Origin of the sequence: Paraburkholderia sp. SIMBA_027 (assembly GCF_046535315.1) — a bacterium.
Lineage (GTDB): Bacteria > Pseudomonadota > Gammaproteobacteria > Burkholderiales > Burkholderiaceae > Paraburkholderia > Paraburkholderia tropica.
The window spans coordinates 1-756 of sequence record NZ_JAWRWY010000072.1 but is presented as its reverse complement, the minus strand read 5'-3'; the positions used below and the strand labels follow the sequence as shown (position 1 = coordinate 756).

Sequence of the window (756 nt, the reverse complement as noted above, 5' to 3'; positions counted from 1 at the left end):
GTGATCCAGGGCATGGGCGCGGTGTCGTCGGCCGTGCTGGCCTTCATCGCCGATCTCACCAGCGAGCAGAACCGCACCAAGGCCATGGCGATGGTGGGCGGCTCGATCGGCCTGTCGTTCGCGGTGGCGATCGTCGGCGCGCCCATCGTGGTGCACTGGCTCGGCATGAGCGGCCTCTTCACGCTGGTCGGCGTGTTCTCGATCATCGCGGTGGGCGTGGTGCTGTGGATCGTGCCCGATGCGCCCAAGCCCGTGCACGTGCGCGCGCCGTTTTCCGAAGTCCTGCACAACGTCGAGCTGCTGCGCCTGAATTTCGGCGTGCTGGTGCTGCACGCGACGCAGACCGCGCTGTTCCTCGTGGTGCCGCGCCTGCTCGTCGATGCGGGTCTGCCGGTCGCCTCGCACTGGATGATCTATCTGCCCGTGATGGGCCTGTCGTTCGTGCTGATGGTGCCGGCCATCATCGCGGCGGAGAAGAAGGGCAAGATGAAGGCCGTGGTGGTCTCGGCCATTGGGCTTATTCTGATCGGCCAGCTTCTGCTCGGCTCGCTTGCGCATACCATAGCAATCGTGGCCGCCGTGCTGTTCGTGTACTTCCTCGGCTTCAATATTCTGGAAGCGTCGCAGCCTTCGCTGGTGTCGAAGCTCGCGCCGGGCAACCGCAAGGGCGCAGCCACGGGCGTCTATAACACCACGCAGTCGATCGGGCTCGCGCTTGGCGGCGTGGTGGGCGGCTGGCTGCTCAAACACGACGGC

Annotated in this window: 1 protein-coding gene; it reads left to right on the top strand. The window is 65.9% G+C overall.

The window, feature by feature from the left end; all coding sequences use genetic code 11:
• Positions 1 to 756, top strand: a 756-nt coding sequence (locus SB764_RS38175; RefSeq protein ID WP_410866486.1) for an MFS transporter, incomplete at both ends; no start/stop codon positions are given.